This is a genomic window from Arthrobacter horti, assembly GCF_030731045.1.
GTDB lineage: Bacteria > Actinomycetota > Actinomycetes > Actinomycetales > Micrococcaceae > Arthrobacter_E > Arthrobacter_E nanjingensis.
The window spans coordinates 47,884-66,331 of the sequence record NZ_JAVALS010000011.1; the positions used below are offsets into that span (position 1 = coordinate 47,884).

Annotated in this window: 17 protein-coding genes; 8 read left to right on the top strand and 9 right to left on the bottom strand. The window is 69.0% G+C overall.

What is annotated here, in order from left to right:
* Nucleotides 1-39: 39 nt before the first annotated feature.
* Entirely contained in the window at nucleotides 40-810 is a 771-nt protein-coding gene (locus tag Q9R02_RS13425) for an IclR family transcriptional regulator (RefSeq protein WP_305997209.1), read from the bottom strand.
* A 228-nt stretch (nucleotides 811-1,038) separates the two neighbouring features.
* Here Q9R02_RS13425 and Q9R02_RS13430 point away from each other — a divergent pair, with 228 nt between their 5' ends.
* Both Q9R02_RS13430 and Q9R02_RS13435 read left to right on the top strand, forming a co-directional pair.
* On the top strand, nucleotides 1,039-2,364 hold the full coding sequence (locus tag Q9R02_RS13430; RefSeq protein ID WP_305997210.1) for an MFS transporter: 1,326 nt from the start codon (nucleotides 1,039-1,041) through the stop codon (nucleotides 2,362-2,364).
* 277 nt (nucleotides 2,365-2,641) lie between these two features.
* Nucleotides 2,642-3,148 carry a hypothetical protein gene (locus Q9R02_RS13435; RefSeq protein WP_305997211.1) on the top strand — a complete coding sequence of 169 codons (507 nt, stop codon included), beginning with the start codon at nucleotides 2,642-2,644 and terminating at the stop codon, nucleotides 3,146-3,148.
* 119 nt (nucleotides 3,149-3,267) lie between these two features.
* Here Q9R02_RS13435 and Q9R02_RS13440 read toward each other — a convergent pair whose 3' ends face one another.
* Nucleotides 3,268-3,519, bottom strand: a complete 252-nt coding sequence (locus tag Q9R02_RS13440; RefSeq protein WP_305997212.1) for a DUF3073 domain-containing protein — start codon at nucleotides 3,517-3,519, stop codon at nucleotides 3,268-3,270.
* A gap of 311 nt (nucleotides 3,520-3,830) precedes the next feature.
* Between Q9R02_RS13440 and Q9R02_RS13445 the strand changes: the two genes are divergently transcribed.
* Complete coding sequence (locus tag Q9R02_RS13445; RefSeq protein ID WP_305997213.1) at nucleotides 3,831-4,550, top strand: septum formation family protein; 720 nt, start codon at nucleotides 3,831-3,833, stop codon at nucleotides 4,548-4,550.
* Between the two features lie 73 nt (nucleotides 4,551-4,623).
* Here the strand turns inward: Q9R02_RS13445 and clpB are convergent, their stop codons facing one another.
* Entirely contained in the window at nucleotides 4,624-7,230 is a 2,607-nt protein-coding gene (gene clpB / locus Q9R02_RS13450) for an ATP-dependent chaperone ClpB (protein ID WP_305997214.1), read from the bottom strand.
* A 235-nt stretch (nucleotides 7,231-7,465) separates the two neighbouring features.
* On the opposite strand from clpB, the gene Q9R02_RS13455 reads away from it, so the two are divergent.
* Both Q9R02_RS13455 and Q9R02_RS13460 read left to right on the top strand, forming a co-directional pair.
* Nucleotides 7,466-8,362, top strand: coding sequence for a DUF4031 domain-containing protein (locus Q9R02_RS13455; RefSeq protein WP_305997215.1), 897 nt, complete (start codon nucleotides 7,466-7,468; stop codon nucleotides 8,360-8,362).
* Nucleotides 8,362-9,132, top strand: coding sequence for a 2-phosphosulfolactate phosphatase (locus Q9R02_RS13460; RefSeq protein ID WP_305997216.1), 771 nt, complete (start codon nucleotides 8,362-8,364; stop codon nucleotides 9,130-9,132). Before Q9R02_RS13455 ends, Q9R02_RS13460 begins: the two co-directional genes overlap by 1 nt.
* A gap of 143 nt (nucleotides 9,133-9,275) precedes the next feature.
* On the opposite strand, the gene Q9R02_RS13465 is transcribed toward Q9R02_RS13460, so the two are convergent.
* Nucleotides 9,276-9,857, bottom strand: a complete 582-nt coding sequence (locus Q9R02_RS13465; RefSeq protein WP_305997217.1) for a YceI family protein — start codon at nucleotides 9,855-9,857, stop codon at nucleotides 9,276-9,278.
* A gap of 83 nt (nucleotides 9,858-9,940) precedes the next feature.
* Nucleotides 9,941-10,339, bottom strand: a complete 399-nt coding sequence (locus Q9R02_RS13470; RefSeq protein ID WP_305997218.1) for a YccF domain-containing protein — start codon at nucleotides 10,337-10,339, stop codon at nucleotides 9,941-9,943.
* Between the two features lie 146 nt (nucleotides 10,340-10,485).
* Here Q9R02_RS13470 and Q9R02_RS13475 point away from each other — a divergent pair, with 146 nt between their 5' ends.
* Nucleotides 10,486-11,928, top strand: a complete 1,443-nt coding sequence (locus Q9R02_RS13475) for an amino acid permease (RefSeq protein ID WP_305997219.1) — start codon at nucleotides 10,486-10,488, stop codon at nucleotides 11,926-11,928.
* A 73-nt stretch (nucleotides 11,929-12,001) separates the two neighbouring features.
* On the opposite strand, the gene Q9R02_RS13480 is transcribed toward Q9R02_RS13475, so the two are convergent.
* Nucleotides 12,002-12,601, bottom strand: coding sequence for a phosphoribosylanthranilate isomerase (locus tag Q9R02_RS13480; RefSeq protein ID WP_305997220.1), 600 nt, complete (start codon nucleotides 12,599-12,601; stop codon nucleotides 12,002-12,004).
* A 107-nt stretch (nucleotides 12,602-12,708) separates the two neighbouring features.
* Here Q9R02_RS13480 and Q9R02_RS13485 point away from each other — a divergent pair, with 107 nt between their 5' ends.
* Together Q9R02_RS13485 and Q9R02_RS13490 are read left to right on the top strand one after the other, a co-directional pair.
* On the top strand, nucleotides 12,709-13,302 hold the full coding sequence (locus Q9R02_RS13485; RefSeq protein ID WP_305997221.1) for a HutD/Ves family protein: 594 nt from the start codon (nucleotides 12,709-12,711) through the stop codon (nucleotides 13,300-13,302).
* On the top strand, nucleotides 13,299-13,949 hold the full coding sequence (locus Q9R02_RS13490) for an MBL fold metallo-hydrolase (RefSeq protein WP_305997222.1): 651 nt from the start codon (nucleotides 13,299-13,301) through the stop codon (nucleotides 13,947-13,949). The genes Q9R02_RS13485 and Q9R02_RS13490 overlap by 4 nt, the downstream gene beginning before the upstream one ends.
* 102 nt (nucleotides 13,950-14,051) lie before the next feature.
* Here the strand turns inward: Q9R02_RS13490 and Q9R02_RS13495 are convergent, their stop codons facing one another.
* From Q9R02_RS13495 to Q9R02_RS13505, 3 genes are all read right to left on the bottom strand, one after another.
* A complete protein-coding gene (locus Q9R02_RS13495) occupies nucleotides 14,052-15,758 on the bottom strand; it encodes a DEAD/DEAH box helicase (RefSeq protein ID WP_305997223.1) in 1,707 nt (568 codons plus the stop codon).
* Nucleotides 15,759-15,839: 81 nt separating this feature from the next.
* A complete protein-coding gene (locus Q9R02_RS13500; RefSeq protein WP_305997224.1) occupies nucleotides 15,840-17,207 on the bottom strand; it encodes an MFS transporter in 1,368 nt (455 codons plus the stop codon).
* 196 nt (nucleotides 17,208-17,403) lie between these two features.
* Nucleotides 17,404-18,417: a LacI family DNA-binding transcriptional regulator gene (locus Q9R02_RS13505; RefSeq protein WP_305997225.1), complete on the bottom strand. Its 1,014-nt coding sequence runs from the start codon at nucleotides 18,415-18,417 to the stop codon at nucleotides 17,404-17,406.
* Nucleotides 18,418-18,448 lie beyond the last annotated feature (31 nt).

Below are 18,448 nucleotides of genomic sequence, written 5' to 3' on the forward strand. Positions count from 1 at the left end.
GTTCGGATTCGGTACGTGCATGGTCAGGAAGTGGTCCGCTCAGCGCAGGGGGAGCCTGGCCGTGAGCTCCGCCGCCGCATCCTTCAGGAGCGGCACCACCGTCTGCAACTGCTCCACACTCATCCGGAAAACAGGCGCCGCCGTCGCGAGCGCCGCGAGCGCCACGCCCGTGGCACCGAGGACCGGCACGGCGATGGCCCTCATGCCGATCTCGTTCTCCTCGTCCATCAGGGCGTAGCCACGGCGCCGCACGGTCTCGATCTCGGCACGGAAGGCCTCCCGGTCCGTGATCGAGTGCTCCGTGAGCGCGTCCAGCTCCAGCCCGGCCAGGAGCGCCTCCCGCTCGTCCTCGGAGGCGAAAGCCACCAGGACCTTGCCCACCGCGGTGGTGTGCAACTGCCCCAGGTGGCCCGGGTCACTCGTGACGCGGAACATCTGCGGCCCGTCGACCTTGTTCACCGTGAGGTAGCGGTGCTGGTCCCGTACGGAGAGGATGGTCGCCTCGCCGGTCACGTCGGTGACACGCTCCAGGACCGGGCGCGCCGTCCCGGCGAAGCCGTGATGGTTGGACACCCGCTGTCCCAGCTGGAAGACCCGCAGCCCGAGGTGGTACCGCCGGCCTTCCGGCTCGTAGTCGACGAAACCGTCACGGGTCAGGGAGCCCAGCAGGCGGTAGGCCGTGCTGAACGGAAGGTCGGAACGGCGAGCCAGTTCGGCGGCGCTCGCACCACGAGGCTCATCGCCCAGGAGCACGAGCAGGCTCAGCGCCTTGCCGATCATGTCCGTCTTGGCGGTTTCCTTCTCACTCATGGGCAGAAGATTGCCACATTATGAGAGCTGTGTCTAGATCGTGAGAAAAAATCTTGACAGTGACCGCGCTCACAGCCAGAATCTTCTATATCGCAATAACAGTTCCCATCATCCGGAAACTGACTCCTCGAGGCGGACCTTCTCACTCACTGTCCTCCCGGACCCTGGCCGGCCCCGGCCGGCGACAACACTCCAGATGCGACATCGCCGTCACACCGAAGGAACATCATGAATCAGACCCTTCCGCCCGCAGCACCGGGCGCCATCCCCTCCGGAGCGGCCACCAGCCACTCCGGCACTCCCCGGAAGGCCGCACTCGCAAGCTTCCTCGGCAGCGCGGTGGAGTACTACGACTTCTTCATCTTCGGGTCGGCAGCGGCGCTGATCTTCCCCCACGTGTTCTTCCCGGACGCGGACGCCAACGCCACCGTCATGTCCTTCGCGACCTTCGGCTTCGCCTATGTGGCCCGTCCGGTCGGCGCGGTGTTCCTGGGCCACTTCGGCGACCGGATCGGCCGGCAGAAGGTGCTCCTGTTCACCCTGGTGCTGATGGGCGGGTCCACCTTCATCATCGGCTGCCTCCCGGACTTCAAGACCGTCGGATGGTGGGCCCCCGCACTGCTGGTGCTCGCCCGCCTCTGCCAGGGCCTCTCCGCGGCCGGCGAGCAGGCCGGCGCCTCCTCCATGACCCTGGAACACGCACCGGACAGCCGCCGCGCCTTCTTCACCTCCTGGACGCTGACCGGAACACAGGGCGGCCAGATCCTCGCAGCCTTGGTCTTCATCCCCGTGGCCGCTCTCCCGGACGCCGTCAAGTACGGCATCGGCTGGCGCATCCCGTTCTGGCTCAGCGCCGTCGTCGTAGTGGTGGCGTTCTTCATCCGCCGCAGCCTGCACGAGCCGGCGGCTTTCGCGGAGACCAAGAAGGTGCGCCTGCCGTTCGCGGAGCTGATGACTCACCACTGGCGTGACGTGGTCCGCGTGATCTGCTGCGCCTTCATCGCCGCCATCAGCACCGTGTTCGGCACCCTGGCCATCAGCTACGGCAAGGACGTGGCCCATGTGAACAGCACCATCACCCTGTGGCTCGTGGTGGTGGCCAATGTGGTGGCCTTGGGAACCCAGCCCTTCTTCGGAACGCTTGCCGACCGGATCGGCCGCAAGCCGCTGTTCATCTACGGCGCCCTGTCCAGCGCGGTCATGACGCCGCTGTTCTTCCTGAGCCTGCAGTCCGGTTCGGTCCCGCTCATGTTCGTGGCCGCGATCGCATACTTCTCCTGCGGTTACGCCGCCGCGAATGCCGTGTGGCCGTCCTTCTACGGCGAGATGTTCAGCAGCCAGGTCCGCTTCTCCGGCCTCGCCATCGGCACCCAGCTCGGCTTCCTGATGGCCGGCTTCGCGCCCACCATCGCCTCCGCCATCGGCGGCACCAAGCCGGGCGGCTGGGTGCAGACCTCGGTCTTCGCCGCCGTCATCTGCCTCATCGCCGCCGGCGCCGCACTGACCGCCAAGGAGACCGCCAAGGTGCCCACCCGGGAACTCGGCCTGAAGTGACCCCCTGAGCATCGACTGCTCCACAGAGTGCCGTTTCCGCCGGATTTTCCGGGCGAAACGGCACTCTGTGGAGCAGTCGATGTCGTTTAACGGGCGGAAACACCTCTGGCGCCGGACCCCGGGCGATGGGAACATATGTCATCGCACCAGATGCACACTCACGAATATTGGGGGAATCATGTCCAGCAGCTCTTCTGCGTCTGGATCCACTTCAGATCCGGACGTCCCACCGTCGCCTGAAGAACAGCCTCGCTACGGCGCTCGAGCCTCGACTGGCGTGCCCGCCTGGCAACCCGAGGTCCGGGCCCCCGCCAGAGTCTCTTCGCCCTCGTCCACCGGCGACCCCGGCCTGGCCGGCGGAACGCTGCTTGCACTCGGCACGGTTCCCCTGGGCGTCTTGGCGTGGGCCCTCCTCTGGAACGCGCACGTCATCTCGTCCGTGGTCGCGTTCGCCGTCTCCCTGCTCGCGGCTCAGCTCTACATCATCGGCAGCAGGCACCGCGTCACGAGGACAGGGGCATGGGTCGTCATGGCCATCACAGTTCTCACCATGGCCCTGAGTTTCCTTGCAGGGATGTGGTTGGACATGATCGACGTCGTCGGCGGCCACCCCTTCGCCTGGATCGGATCGTCGGGCCCGTGGGAAGAGCTCTCCTGGAATCTCTCCGAGAACCGCGAGTATCAGAACGAGATCATCCAGAACCTGTGGTCGTCCCTGCTCTTCGGCGGCCTCGGCTGCTTCTTCACCTTGCGCCGCCTGTTCGCCGCCACCAAGGGCCGCTGAGAAGCCGGCTCACGGAAAGGTCCCCGCACATGACGAAGGCACCGGCGCATGACGAAGGCCCCGGCCGGATCGCTCCGGCCGGGGCCTTCGGTGTGGACGAGTGTCACCGGGTCATCGCATCAGCTGATGCGGCGGGTGTCCGTCTCATCCTCATCGTCGTCATCTTGATCGGCGTATTTGTCCTCATACTCCGAATAGTCGGGTTCAAAAGGATCCGCCTCCAGCGACGCGGCAGCACCACGGCGGCTGCTCATCTGTGAATTGGATGCCCCGAGTTCTCGTTGCAGCGCAGAATAGTCAGTGTTCGGGGAGTAGTACTTGATGTCCCGAGCCTGCTTGGTTGCCTTAGCCTTTTGACGGCCGCGCCCCATGGCGTGACCCCCTCTGTACGTCGATCCGGAGGTGGTCGCCCTGGCAGGTAGCGAGGCCCCGGAATGTTTGGTCAATGTTTCGTAGTTCTAGATTACATGCTTTCCCCTCCAGACGCGTGGTCGAGACCATGCGTCCGGCCCGGCCAGAGCCTGGGAGCCGGCCGGGAGAATGCCAGGAGCAGCGCGCTTCGGTAGAGTCATGGGTAGCAACAGTCCCGCGTGATCACGTGTTTTCTGCGGCCCCGACCGGGCCCGCAGCGCTTCAGCACTGCCCCGGGACGGCATGACGGAGAACAGGGTGGAGTTTGGCTATGAGCGAACCGACGCAGGGACCCGACGACGCCGGAGGCGCCGCCGGTGGCACCCCGGGTGGGCAGAACCTGCCGCCGGAGCCCGACCACGCCCCGTCGGTCCAGAACCTGCAGAACGCCTACCCGGGCCATACCCCTCAGCCGTTCTCCCGCACCACCGCCGCGAACCGTGACCGGAAGAGGCTCATGATGATCGGCGGCGCCGCCCTGGGCGGCGTCGTGGTGATCCTCCTGATCATCTGGCTGGTGAACCTGGTGGTCGGAGGGATGACACCCCACGTCGCCCCGGACGGGACCGCCACCACCTCCCAGAGCAGCCAGGCGCCGTCGTCGTCTCCATCCGGCGGCAGCACCACCCCGCCGTCCGGGGCCCAGACCATCAGCGCCCTGGATGCGAAGCAGGGCGAATGCTTCTGGGGCTACCCCAATGACAGCAACTCGCAGCTGGTGGTGGTGGACTGCGGCACGGCGCATTCCGCACAGCTGGTGAACGTCTTCTACTACCAGAGCAAAGACGCCTTCCCCGGCACGGACGCCTTCAAGACCAAGGGCCGCGAGCTCTGCCGCACGGCCACCCTCTCGCCCGATGTGGACTCGGTGGATCTGCGTCAGCGCTACGCCTACCCCAGCCAGAAGAGCTGGGACGCCGGCGACCGTCGCGTGGACTGCATCATCTTCACCGAGGCCGGAAACTCGCTCACGGAGAGCCTGGCCAAGTAGGCCCGGGCCTCCTTGGCCGGACGCAGCGAAGGGCCGCATCCCTGAGAGGATGCGGCCCTTCGTTCTGCCTGGACTACCCGCGGGTGACGCTCAGCTCGCCGAGGTCCTCGCTCGTGTCCACGGCCACGGTGTCCCCGTCCACGATCTCGCCGCCCAGGATGGCGCGGGCCAGCCGGTCCCCGATCTCCTTCTGCACCAGGCGGCGCAGGGGCCGGGCGCCGAAGGCCGGATCGTAACCGGTCATGGCCAGCCAGGCCCGGGCACCGTCGCTCACCTCGAGCGTCAGGCGGCGATCCCGCAGGCGGTGGGCCAGTTCCTTGACCTGGATCTCCACGATCTCGTTGAGCTGCTCCACGGAGAGCGGATCGAACATGATGACCTCATCCAGACGGTTCAGGAACTCCGGCTTGAAGGAGGCCCGGACCACGTCCATGACGGCGGTGTTCTTGGTCTGCGCGTCCAGGGTCTGGTCCACCAGGAACTGGCTGCCCAGGTTCGACGTCAGCACCAGGATGACGTTGCGGAAGTCCACGGTGCGGCCCTGGCCGTCGGTGAGGCGGCCGTCGTCGAGCACCTGCAGGAGGATGTCGAAGACCTCCGGATGCGCCTTCTCCACCTCGTCCAGCAGGACCACGGAGTACGGACGACGGCGGACGGCCTCGGTCAGCTGTCCGCCCTCCTCGTAACCGACGTACCCGGGAGGGGCGCCGACCAGGCGGGCCACGGCGTGCTTCTCCGAGTACTCGCTCATGTCGATGCGGACCATGGCCCGCTCGTCGTCGAAGAGGAAGTCCGCCAGGGACTTGGCCAGTTCGGTCTTGCCGACGCCGGTGGGGCCGAGGAACAGGAAGGATCCGGTGGGCCGGTCAGGGTCGCTGATGCCGGCCCGCGCGCGGCGCACCGCATCCGAGACGGCCGCCACGGCCTTCTTCTGCCCGATCAGGCGCTCGCCCAGGAACTCCTCCATGTGCAGGAGCTTCTGACTCTCACCCTGGAGCATGCGCCCGGCGGGGATGCCCGTCCACGCCTCGATGACCTCGGCGATGTCCTCCGCCGTGACCTCCTCGGCCACCATGGCGGCGGGCTTCTCGCCCTGCTGTGCTTCATTGTTCTGGGCCTCGGCGGCGGCCGCGGCCCTCAGCTCGGCCTCCAGCGTGGGGATCTCACCGTAGAGGATGCGGGAGGCCTCCGCGAGGTCGCCCTCGCGCTGGGCCTTGTCCGCCACGGAGCGCAGCTCGTCCAGCTTGGCCTTGAGCTCCCCGACCCGGTTCAGGCCGGCCTTCTCCGCCTCCCAGCGGGCGTTGAGCGCGGCCAGCTCCTCCTTCTTGTCCGCCATGTCCGCGCGCAGCGCGGCCAGACGTTCCAAGGATGCCGGGTCCGTCTCGTCCGCCAGGGCCAGTTCCTCCATGGTGAGGCGGTCCACGGCACGGCGCAGCTGGTCGATCTCCTCCGGGGCGGAGTCGATCTCCATGCGCAGCCGGCTCGCCGCCTCGTCCACCAGGTCGATGGCCTTGTCCGGGAGCTGCCGGCCGGAGATGTAGCGGTTGGAGAGGTTGGCGGCCGCCACCAGGGCGGAGTCCGCGATCGCGACCTTGTGGTGCGCCTCGTAGCGCTCCTTCAGGCCACGGAGGATGCCGATGGTGTCATCCACGCTCGGCTCGCCCACGTACACCTGCTGGAATCGGCGCTCCAGGGCCGGGTCCTTCTCGATGTTCTCGCGGTACTCGTCCAGGGTGGTGGCGCCGATCAGGCGGAGCTCACCACGGGCCAGCATCGGCTTGAGCATGTTCCCGGCGTCCATGGCGGATTCGCCGGTGGCGCCGGCGCCCACCACGGTGTGGATCTCATCGATGAAGGTGACGATCTGCCCGTCCGAGTTCTTGATCTCCTCCAGGACGGCCTTCAGCCGCTCCTCGAACTCGCCGCGGTACTTGGCGCCCGCCACCATGGACCCGAGGTCCAGGGCCACGAGGGTCTTGCCGCGCAGGCTCTCCGGGACGTCCCCGGCCACCATGCGCTGGGCCAGGCCTTCCACCACGGCGGTCTTGCCGACGCCGGGCTCACCGATCAGCACGGGGTTGTTCTTGGTACGGCGGGAGAGGACCTGGATGACGCGGCGGATCTCCGCGTCACGGCCGATCACCGGGTCCAGCTTGCCGGAACGGGCCACGGCCGTGAGGTCAGTGCCGAACTTCTCCAGAGCCTGGAAGGTGTTCTCCGGGTCCGGGCTGGTGACCTTGCGGTCGCCGCGGACGCCGGGCAGGGCGGCACTGAGCGCCTCATGACTGGCACCGGCCTCACGCAGGAGACGCGCGACGGCGTCGTTCCCGGCGGAGAGCCCCAGCAACAGGTGCTCGGTGGAGACGTAGCTGTCCCCGAGGCGTTCCGCCTCGTTCTGGGCGGCCTGGACGGCCTGCAGGCCCTGACGGGAGAGCTGGGCCTGGGCGACACTGCTTCCGGAGCTGGAAGGCAGGGCCTTGATGGCGGCGCTGGCCTGCACGCTCACTGAGTCAGGATCCACGCCCGCCGCCTTGAGCAGCGCGACGGCCACGCCTTCCCGCTGATCCATGAGGGCCTTCAGCAGGTGGGCGGGCTCCACCTGGGGGTTGCCCGCGGTGGAAGCGTTCATGGCGGCCGCGGACAGGGCCTCCTGGCTTTTGGTGGTGAACTTGATGTCCAAAAACGGCTCCTTCCAGCACGCGCGCGGACCTTGCGGGGTTCTTCCTTCATCCAAGCGCCGACGCCTTACAGTCGTCAACGCATCTAAGTTGAGTCTAGTCAGCTCAACTTTGGGAGTCAAGTTATCCACAGGGCCGGTGGCGTCCAACTGGTCCGGACTATTTGTCGGTATCGGACCCTCAAAACGACAGATCGTCCCGACCAGTTGGCGTGGCACCTCGGCATAGGATTCCAGCATGACCGTGCTGATCGATCCCCCGTTCTGGCCCGCCCACGGCACGGTGTTCTCCCACCTGATCTCCGACTCCTCCCTGGACGAGCTGCACGCCTTCGCGGAGGCCGCCGGCATCCCCGAGCGGGCCTTCGACGGCGACCACTACGACGTCGCGGAGCGCCACTTCGAGCGGCTCGTCACCCTCGGCGCGGTCAGCGTCAGCGGCAAGGAGCTCGCCCGGCGTCTCGCCGCGAGCGGCCTGCGGATCCCCGCCCGCGAGCGCCCGTCCAAGCTGCTGCCCGCCCTGCGGCACCGCTGGGAGACCCTGCTTCCGGGATGGCCCAGCCTGGGTGAGGAGCTGCTGGAACGCTGGGGTGAACCGCACCGGCACTACCACTCCCGGGTCCACCTGCTGAACGTCCTGGAGGCACTGGAGCTCCTGCTGCCGGAGTCCGGCCTGGCGGAGGACGCCCGCCGTCCTCTGCTCCTGGCCGCCTGGTTCCACGATGCCGTCTACCAAGGCGTCCCTGGGCGGGACGAGGAGGACTCCGCCCTGCTCGCGGAGCACTCCCTGCACTTCCTGCCCGGATCCGAACGCGCCGAGGTGGCTCGCCTGGTCCGGCTCACCACGGACCATGCGCCGGGCCCGGAAGACCTGCCCGGGCATCTCCTCTGCGATGCGGACCTCTCCGTTCTCGCCTGGCCCCAGCCCCGCTACGCGCGCTACCTGGCCGCGGTGCGCGCCGACTACGCCCATGTCCCGGACGCGGACTTCGCGCGCGGCCGGGCGGCCGTCGTCGGGCAGCTGCTGGCTCTGGACCCGCTGTTCCACAGCGCGACGGCGCGGCGGCTCTGGTTGCAGGATGCGCAGCGCAATTTGCGCTCGGAGCTCGCCGCGGCACCGGAGGAGAGCGCCTGATGCATGCCGCGCACCGGCAACTGCCGTACACCGTCCGCCTCGACTGGGGCCTGAAGGGTGCCACCGCCATCCTGCCCGGCGCCCAGGCCGCCGTCGTGGTGGACACCTTGTCCTTCTCCACCACCGTGTCCGTGGGTGTGGAGGCCGGACTCGCGGTCATCCCGTTCCGCACCGCACCGGGCGATGGGGAGTTGCAGGCCTCCGCAGCGCGCCTCGCCGCCGAACGCGGCGCACTGCTCGCGGGGCCGCGCAGCCTCACGCAGCTGAGCCTTTCGCCGTCGTCGATTCTGGCGCACGCGGCTCGCTCTGAGGGCGGCGAGCTGGTCCTGCCGTCGCCCAATGGCTCCGCCATCTCCCAGCACCTGGCCGGGCACGTGCCCCAGCTGCTCGCCGGCACACTGCGCAATGCGGGCGCGACGGCGGCCTGGCTGTCCCGGCATCTGCCGCCGTCCGCCGTGATCGCCGTCGTCGCAGCCGGGGAACGCTGGCCGGGCGGCGCCCTGCGTCCTGCGCTGGAGGATCAACTGGGCGCCGGGGCAATCCTGGCTGCGCTGGCTCGCCCGGCGGCGCAGCTGTCCCCGGAGGCGAGGGCCGCCGTCGCGCTCTTCGAGGCGTTCCGCGACGATCTGCCGGAGCAACTCCTGGAGAGCGCCAGCGGCACCGAGCTGGTCATGCACGGCTTCGGGCACGACGTCGAACTCGCGGCGCAGCTGGATGCGTGCACCGTGGCGGCCCGCTACCAGGACGGGGCGTTCCGCGCGGTTTCCTGAGCGGGAGAGCAAGCGGTGGTGCTCCTCCGGACGCAGAAAGGCCCCGGAGAACACCTCTGCGGTGCCATCCGGGGCCCGGGCGGTCGGATGCCCCACCCTTCCCCCTCTGGGCGGTGCCCGTCACGTCAGTGCAAGGGAGGTTTCTAGTCCGAGTCGCCGTCCGTGTCGCCATCCGCGACGGTCTTGACCGCCGAGATCTCGAACTCCAGAAGGATCCGGTCCGAGACCAGGACACCGCCCGAATCGAGCGCGGCGTTCCAGTTCACACCGAACTCCTTGCGGTCGATGCGGCGGGAGCCCTCGAAGCCGGCACGGAGGTTCCCGGACGGGTCCTTCTCCACGCCGATGAACTCGATGGGAACCGCGGTCTCCTTGGTGACGCCCTTGATGGTGAGGTCGCCGTTGACGATGTAGCTGTTCTCCTCCACCTGGTCGATGCGCTTGGACACGAAGACGATCTCCGGGAACTGTGGGGCATCGAAGAAGTCGTTGGTGCGCAGATGCCCGTCACGATCGGCGTTGCGGGTGTCGATGCTGGCCACCTGGATGGTCAGCTTCACAGTGGACTTCGTCGGATCGTCGGCGTCGACGACGATGACTCCTTCGATGTCGTTGAACGCACCGCGGACCTTGGTGACCATGGCGTGCCGGGTCGAGAACCCGATGCGCGTGTGGGCTGGGTCAAAGGTCCACTCCCCGGCGAGGGAGCTGTCAATTTCTGGCATTCGTGCCACCTCCTGATTTCACCATCTCAAGGTATCCCGCGTTGCGACGGTGCACCAGAAGTTCAGCCCGTTTGAAGTGCAGTTCAGCGGTACGCGGCGAACTGGGCGTCCGTGGGGACGATCTCCTTCCCGAGCGGCATGAGGGACACGGGGATCAGTTTGAGGTTGGCGATTCCCAGCGGGATCCCGATGATGCTCACGAACATGGGGATGGCCGTGACCACGTGGCCGATGGCCAGCCACACGCCCGCCATCAGGAACCAGATGACGTTGCCCAGCAGGGGAAGCGCACCACCGCCGCCCGGCCTCTCCACCACTGTCCGGCCGAACGGCCACAGAGCGTACGCGCCGATGCGGAAGGCTGCGATGCCCCAGGGGATGGTGACGATCAGGAGGCAGCACAGCAGGCCCGCCGCGAAATAGCCGATGGCCAGCCAGAAGCCGCCAAAGACCAGCCAGATCAGATTCAACAGGGTCTTCATACCTCCAGTCTGCCAAGGAGGACCGACAGAATCCCTCGGGGTTTCCCCGGAGTGGACCCTTGTCCTGTCCCCGGGCGGGGGGCATAGTTCGTAGAGACCAGCCGGGTGACGGCCCGGCACCTTGTCCCTGAAAAGCGAGGCCCGGCATGTCATCAGCACCCAACCCCCTGTCGATCTTCCGGAAAAAGCCCATCGAGGAGATGGAGGAGGAGGGTGGCGGCGAAGGCGGACTGTTCCGCTCCCTCGGCCTCTGGCAGCTGACCGCGATCGGCGTCGGCGGCATCATCGGCGTCGGGATCTTCTCCCTGGCCGGCCTGGTGGCCCACGGCGACAGCGCCAACCCGGGAGTGGGGCCCGCAGTGCTGATCTCCTTCCTCATCGCAGGCGTCGCCTCCGCCGCCGCGGCCCTCTCCTACGCCGAGTTCGCCGGCATGATCCCCAAGGCCGGCTCCGCGTACACCTACGGCTACGTGGCCCTGGGCGAGGTGATCGGCTGGTTCATCGGATGGGACCTGCTGCTGGAATACGTGGCGATCGTGGCCGTGGTGGCCATCGGCATCTCCGGCTACCTGAACTTCTTCCTGGCGGGCCTGGGATTCCAGCTGCCCGTGGAGCTGACCTCCACTTTCGACGAGGGCAAGGGCGGCTGGATCAATCTGCCCGCCATCCTGGTGTGCCTGCTGGTCACCTGGATCCTGAGCCGCGGCACCAAGGCCTTCGGACGCTTCGAGCTGATCGCAGTGGGCCTGAAGGTGGTGCTCATCCTCTTCATCATCGGCCTGGGCGTGTTCTTCGTGAACACCAAGAACTACAACCCGTTCATGCCCACCGGGTTCGGGCCTGTCTTCACGGGCGCGGCCACCGTCTTCTTCGCGGTGTTCGGCTACGACGCCATGAGCACCGCTGCGGAGGAGGCCAAGGAGGGGAAGAAGCACATGCCCAAGGCCATCATCCTGTCCCTGGTCATCGCCATGGTCCTGTACGTCATGGCCACCCTGGTCCTGACCGGCATGCAGAACTACAAGGACATCGACCCCAAGGCGGGCTTCGCCTCCGCCTTCTCAGGTGTGGGCATGCCCGTGATCGCCACGATCATCTCCGCCTTCGCCGTGCTGTCCATCCTGACCGTGATGCTCACCTTCCTGCTGGGCGTCACGCGCGTCTGGTTCTCCATGAGCCGTGACGGGTTGCTGCCCAAGTGGTTCTCCAAGGTGGACCACGGCGGCACCCCGCAGCGCGTCACGTGGATCGCGGGCGGCGCGGCGGCGCTCCTGGCCGGGGTCCTGCCCATCCGACAGGTGGCGGACCTGACGAACATCGGCATCCTGGCCGCCTTCGTGGTGGTCTCGGTCTCCGTGATCGTGTTCCGCTACTCCCGGCCGGACGCTCCGCGCGAGTTCCGGCTGCCGTTCATGCCGGTGGTGCCGCTGATCGGCGTCGTATCCTCGCTGTTCCTGATCTCCCAGCTGCACTGGGAGACGTGGCTGCGCTTCGGCGTCTGGCTGGTGATCGGCCTGATCATCTACTTCAGCTACGGCAGGAAGAACTCGGTAATGAACCCGGGCAGCCCCCGGAACCTGGTGGATTGAGTTGAGTGCTCAGTTGTGGCGGCTTGAACGCCGTGTATCCCGCCACAACTGAGCAGTCAAGGCGATCGAAGAGCTACTCCCCCAGCGCGGCGGCCACGAAGGCGCGGATCTTTCCCAGATCCTTGACGCCGCGGGAGCTCTCCACGCCGGAGGAGACATCCACACCCCAGGCCTGGGCGGCCTCCGCCGCGGAGGCGACGTTGCCGGCGTCGAGCCCTCCGGCCAGCAGCCAGCGGCGGCTGTCCAGCCCGCGCTCCCGCACGGAGGCGTAGTCCCAGGATTCACCGGACCCGGGGATGGACGCGTCCACCAGCAGCAACTCCTCGCCCCAGTCGGCGAAGACGCGGTCCGGGTCGTCCATACGCACGGCCCGGATCACGGAGAAACCGCGCTCCTGCAGGGCGTCGACCTCCTGCGGGGTGCGTTCGCCGTGCAGCTGGATCCAGCTGAGCCCGGCCTCCTCGGCCAGCTCAGCCGCCTCCGCAATGCTCTCGTGACGGAAGACGCCGACGGCGGCCACCTCCACCGGCACCTCGGCGAGCAGGGCGCGCGCCTGTTCCGCGCTCACCTGGCGCGGGCTCGGGGTGAGGACGAATCCCACCGCATGCGCTCCGGCGTCGACGGCGGCACGCACCGAATCAGGCGTGCTCAGGCCGCACACTTTCACGAACATCAGGGGTCCTCCCGGGAAAAACAGTCCCTATGACGGTATCAAGACCGCCCCGTTCCGCCCCTATCGGAGTCCCGTCCTAAGCTGTGTGATGTACCGAGAGGAGCCTCATGGAGATCATCCGTTTCGCCGGCATCCGGCCCGAACCGTGGCGCAACGGCGGGGGTGTCACGCGCGAAATCGCACGTCATCCGCTCACCGGCGAGTGGGACTGGCGGGTCAGCATCGCCGAGGTCGGCACCGCAGGCGCCTTCTCCACCTTCGCGGGCATGGAGCGTGTCATCTCCGTGATCGACGGGGAGCTGCTGCTCCTGACCGTGGACGGTGTGGAGCACGCCATGGAGAAATACCGCCCGTTCCGCTTCTCCGGGGATGCCGAATCCGGTTCCGCACTCCCCATGGGTGACATCCGGGACCTCAACGTGATCGCCCGCCGCGGCGCATACAAGGGGTACCTGTCCATTCTGGAGCTCTCCAAGAAGCGCGCCCACCCGGTGTTCGACGGGCAGCTCGCCATCCTGCTGGAAGGCAAGGCGGCGGCGAACGACGACGGCGGCGAGGGCACCGGTGAGCCGGTGGAACTGAGCCGCTACGACGCCGTCGTGGGCACCGATGAGGGCAGCCCCGAACTGCTGGGACGCGGCTTCGTGGCCGTCATCTCGATCGACCCTGTCAGCGAAGACTCCAAGGAGGAGCCCGCATGAGCACCCTGCTGCACAGCGATGACAACATCACCATCCGCACCATCTCCGTGGGCGGCATGGACAACAACGTCTACCTGCTCACGGCGAGGGCCACGGGCGCCCAGGTGCTGATCGACGCCGCGGACGACTTCCCGGCGATCCAGCGGCTCCTGGCCGAGGGCGCCGCCGATTCGGCCGCGACGGCGTCGCTGGAGCTGATCGCCACCACGCACCAGCACTGGGACCACGTGCGCGCCCTCCGCGATCTGGTGCACGCCACGGGCGCCCGGACGGCCGCCGGCGTGGACGACTCCGCAGCCCTCCCCGTGCCGGTGGACGTGCTGCTGGAGCACGGCGATGTGAGGGCGTTCGACGGTTTCGGGCTCACGGCGGTGCACCTGCGCGGCCACACGCCGGGGTCGATCGCGTACGTGTACCGGGACCCGTCCGGCCGGGCACACGTGTTCAGTGGGGATTCCCTGTTCCCGGGCGGCGTGGGCAACACGGACCGCGACCCCGCCCGCTTCGCGCAGCTCTTCCGCGACGTCAGCGACCGGCTGTTCGCCCTCTACCCGGACGACACCGCGGTGTACCCGGGCCACGGCAAGTCCACCACCCTGGGCGCCGAGCGCCCTCACCTGCCCAAGTGGAAGGCGCGGGGCTGGTAAAGGTCGCTAAACGCCATCGACTGCTCCGTAAAGTGCCATTTAACCCGGATTTCCGGGGATTCTGGCACTTTACGGAGCAGTCGATGCGTGGTTAAGCCGGGATCAGCGGCCGCGGCGCTCGTTCGACGCCGGGGCGGAGGCGCGGCGCGGGCCCTTGCGGGGCGGGCGGCCGGAGCCGGAGTTCTGACCGCCGGAGCCGAAGGAACCGCCGGAGGTGCCACCCGTCGTCGACGACCACACCGGGGCGCTGCCGCCACGGGGCGCCGAGGAACGCGGAGCGGAGGACCGGGCGGAGCCGGCGCGCTCGGGGCGTCCAGCACGCTCGCCGCGCGGGGCGGCGTGCTCCGGGCGGGCCTGGCCGGAACGGTCGTTGCGGGAGCCGGTGGCGCCGCGCTCGGGACGGGAGCCGTCACGGTTCGCGGCTCCGCGGCGGCGGCCGCGTCCGCCCTCGGAGGCCGGAGCCTTGGCGGCGTCCGCCGTCGCGCCCTGACGGGAGCCGGACGGCGAACCGCCCTGGCCGCCACCGCGGCGGGCGCGCTTGCGCTGGGCGTTGGCGCCGGTGGAGCTGCCGCCGCCCTGCTGCGGGGCCTTGGCCGCGACGGCCGCGGCACGGGAGGCGGGGTCCACGACGGCGGCCTGCTCGCCCACGAAGTCCAGGATCTCGGTGGAGCCGGGCTTCACCGGGGTGAAGGGCGCGTTCACGCCGGCGGCGCGGAGGAGCTTCTGCACCTCGGAACGCTCCTCTGGCAGGACCAGGGTCACCACCGTGCCCTCGGCGCCGGCGCGGGCCGTGCGGCCGGACCGGTGCAGGTAGGCCTTGTGCTCTGCGGGCAGGTCGACGTGGATGACCAGCTCCACCTCGTCCACGTGCACGCCGCGGGCCGCGACGTCGGTGGCCACCAGGACCTTGACCTCGCCGCTGGAGAACTCGGCCAGGTTGCGGTCACGGGCGTTCTGGGAGAGGTTGCCGTGCAGGTCGACGGCGGGGATGCCGTTGGCGGTGAGGACCTTGGCCAGCTTCTTGGCGGCGTGTTTGGTGCGGGTGAACAGCACGCGCTTGCCCACGCCGGACGCCAGCTGGTTGATCAGGACCTTCTTGGCCTCCTTGTCCTGGGCCAGGAACACGTGGTGCTCCATGGTGGTCACGGCCGCCTTGGGCGCGTCCACGGAGTGCGTGACCGGCTTCTGCATGTAGCGGTTGACCAGCTTGTCCACGCCGTTGTCCAGGGTGGCGGAGAAGAGCAGGCGCTGGCCGCCGGCCGGGGTGGCGTCCAGGATACGGCGCACCACGGGCAGGAAGCCGAGGTCGGCCATGTGGTCCGCCTCGTCCAGGACGCTGATGCTCACCTGGTCCAGGGATACGACACCCTGCTTCATGAGGTCTTCGAGGCGGCCCGGGCAGGCGATGATGATGTCCACGCCGGCTGCGAGGGCCTTCTCCTGACGGGCCTGGGGGACGCCGCCGTAGATCACGGTGGTGCGCAGGCCGAGCGCCTCGGCGAGGGGGGCCACGGTGCGGTCGATCTGGGTGGCCAGCTCACGCGTGGGGGCCAGCACCAGGCCGCGCGGGCGGCGGGTGCCGGACGGGCGGCGGCCCGCTGCGTCGTCATCGTCGGCCAGGCGGGAGACGAGCGGGATGGCGAAGGCGAGCGTCTTGCCGGAGCCGGTCTGGCCGCGGCCGAGCACGTCACGCCCGGCCAGGGTGTCCGGCAAGGTCTTGACCTGGATGGGGAACGGCTCGGTGATGTCCAGGCTGATGAGCGCGGAGGTGATCGCGGCGGGCACGCCCAGTGAGGCGAAAGAAGTCATAGGGGAAGTCCTTGGGGAACTGTGGCCCAGGACAGGAAGCCAGGGCAGCCGGCGCCGCGCAGTGGGCGCAGGCCAGACGTTCTAGTCTACCAGCGTGCGGGTGCGTGGCGCGATCACCAGCATGGCCACCCCGCACAGCACCGTCACGGCGAACAGTCCCGCGTAGGAGTTGGCCGCGCCGGCCAGGGCCGCGAAGACCAGCCCGGAGACCGCCACGCAGAGGGCGTTGCCCAGGGAGTCGGCCATGGCCAGGGCGGAGCTGTTGAAGCCCTGCTCCCCCGGCCGGGACATGGCCAGGACCATGACGCTCAGGCGCGGGAACATCAGGCCCATGCCGGCGCCGCCGAACAGCCACACCCCGATCAGCAGCCACGCCGGACCCTGCAGCAGAATCACCACGAAGATGCCCGTGACCACGCCGAACACCACGGTGGAGCCGATCCGCACGGCGCGGTGGTGGGGCAGCCGGGCGGCCCCCAGGCGCCCCTGGATGCCCGAGGTGATGCCCCAGGAGACGGCGCTGCAGGTCAGGGCCAGGCCCGCGAAGGACGGCTCGAAGTGGTAGACCTCGTACAGGGTGCGGGGCAAGTACACCTCGGTGCCGAAAAAGGCCGCGGAGCCGATGGCGCGGGTCAGGACCACGCTGGGCAGGCCCCGCTGCGCGGTCAGCGTGCCGCGCGGGATGAGCGGACGGATGGCGAAGATGCAGAGCGCGATCATGGCCACGGCCAGCACCCAGCCCACCACGGGGATCTCCGCACTCAGGTTCAGCCCCATGACGGACGCGGCGGCCACCACGGACCAGAACAGACGGCCCCACGGATAGGGCGCGACGGCGGTGGGCGGCTCTTGCGTGCGGCTGAGCCGCTGCAGGGCGGGGACCAGGCCGAGGAGGGCGGGGATCACCAGGATCAGGACGCCCAGGAACACCCAGTGCCAGCTGAACGCCTGCGCCACGAGACCCCCGATGTAGGGGCCGACGATGGAGGGCAGCACCCAGGCGGCGGCGAACGCGGCGAACATCTTCGCGTGCAGATCCGCCGGGAAGACCTTGCCCACCAGGACGGTCAGGGCGACGCCGTTGGCGCCTCCCGCGAAGCCCTGGATGATGCGGCCCAGGACCAGGAGGGGCATGGTGGGGGCCGTCCCGGCGATGATCAGGCCGAGGGTGAAGAGCGCCACCGAGCCGTAGATGGCTCCGACCGGGCCACGGCGGTCGGACCAGCTGCCGGCCAGGACCATGCCGATCACGCTGGCGGCCATGGGACCGGCGAATGCCAGCGCGTAGAGCTCCTGCCCGCCGAGCTCACGGGCGGCGACAGGCATGACCGTGGTGACGGCCATGGATTCGAACGCGTTGAAGATCACCAGCGCCAGCAGGCCGAGGGTGGTGAAGAGGTACGGAGGGGTGAAGATCCCGGTGCGGGTGATGGTGGCGGCGGAATGCACAGATCCATTGCACCGCCGGGGTGAACACCCTGCCAAGACGGGAGTGACGCTGTCCAGTCAAGCGAACACGAGTGCACAGACGGACAGGTTCCGGCGACCCCTCCCGGCCCCCGCGAGACGGCATTTGATCGCAGTCCGGGGCCGGCGCACTGCGATTAAATGCTGTCTCGCGGGCGGGGGCGGGAGGAGGGAGGGTTCAGACCCGGCGCGTGGACTCGCGCAGGATCACCTGGCCCCGCACCGGCTCGGCTTCACCGCCCAGGGCCACGCGGGCCGCGGCGGCGCCGATCCCCTCCAGGGGCAGGTGCACCGTGCTCAGGCCCGGCTGGAAATCGCGGAGCGTGTCGATGTCGTCGAATCCGGCCAGACCGTAATCCGACGGAGCGTGCAGGCCCTGCTCCCGCAGGGCCGCGGCGACTCCCATCGCCATGCGGTCATTGGCGGCGAAGACCACGGGCCATTCGCCGCGCTGGCGCGACTCCCGCAGGACCGGTACCAGCGCCGCACCCGCCGCGAACCCGCCGTCGCGCCCGAAGGCCGCCCGCCGCAGGCTCGCCTCGCTCAGCCCACGCGCGGCGAGGGCGCCCCGGAAACCGCGCAGCCGCTGATCCGAGGTGAGCAGCCCCTCCGGTCCGCCGACCAGGTGGAAGGACCGCGCGCCGTCGTCGATCAGCGCGTCCGCGAGTTCTCCGGCGAGCCGCTCGTGCGGGATCTCCAGGACGCTCGCGTCATCCGTGAGCGCGTGCCCCAGCAGGACCAGGCGGCCGTCGTTGCGGAGATAGCGCTCGGCTTCCCGGCGAAGGGCGGCGTTGTCCGGCGACTCCTGTCGGCTTCCGGCGAGCACGACGGCGTCCGCGCGCCGGGACGCGAACACCTCCAGGGCGGCGCGCTCCTCCGCCGGGCCCCCGTCCGTGCCGGCCAGCAGGAGGGTGCGGCCCTCGGCCTGGGCGACGCGCTGGACACCGCGGGCGATCGAGGAGAAGTACGGGTCCGCGATGTCGTGGACGATCAGGCCGAGGAGGCCGCTGCTGGAGCGGGCCAGGGCCTGGGCCTGGGCGTTCGCCACGTAGCCGAGGGCCTGTGCGGCGTCCCGGACACGCTCCGCGACCCCTGCGCCAGGGGTCCGCGCCGAGCCGTTGAGGACCCGGGAAGCCGTGGCCAGGGAGACCCCGGCGGCCTGCGCCACCTGGCTCAATGTCACTGCGCCCATCGTCCTCCTTCGTCGCTGGCATCATCTCATG